The sequence below is a fragment of the Aquitalea sp. S1-19 genome (genome assembly GCF_024343515.1).
This window is the reverse complement of record NZ_RJTZ01000365.1, coordinates 1-433: the sequence shown is the minus strand read 5'-3', so window position 1 is coordinate 433 and position 433 is coordinate 1. Positions and strand designations below refer to the sequence as shown.

At 64.2% G+C, this 433-nt stretch carries 1 protein-coding gene; it reads right to left on the bottom strand.

What is annotated here, in order from left to right:
* The coding region (locus EGI20_RS19075) for a Rossmann-fold NAD(P)-binding domain-containing protein (protein WP_498633277.1) at positions 1-433 on the bottom strand (433 nt) is incomplete at both ends.

The following is a 433-nucleotide window of genomic DNA, read 5'->3' as shown; positions in this document are numbered from 1 at the left end:
TCGGCAGCAATGTCGATAATCACCGAGCCCGGCTTCATGCCGGCCACCACCTCGGCCGAGATCAGGCGCGGTGCAGGACGGCCCGGAATCAGCGCGGTGGTGATGATGATGTCGGCTGCTTTGGCGTGCTTGGCCACCAGTTCGGCCTGACGCTGCTTGTAGTCGTCAGACATTTCCTTGGCGTACACGCCATCGTTGGCGGCTTTCTCTTCGGCGCTCATCGGCACTTCGATAAACTTGCCGCCCAGGCTCTCCACCTGCTCCTTGGTCGAGGAGCGCACATCGGTCGCCTCCACCACCGCGCCCAGACGCTTGGCGGTCGCGATCGCCTGCAGACCGGCCACACCCACGCCCATGATCAGCACGCGCGCCGGCTTCACCGTACCGGCCGCGGTCATCAGCATCGGCATAAAACGCGGGTAGAACTGGTTGG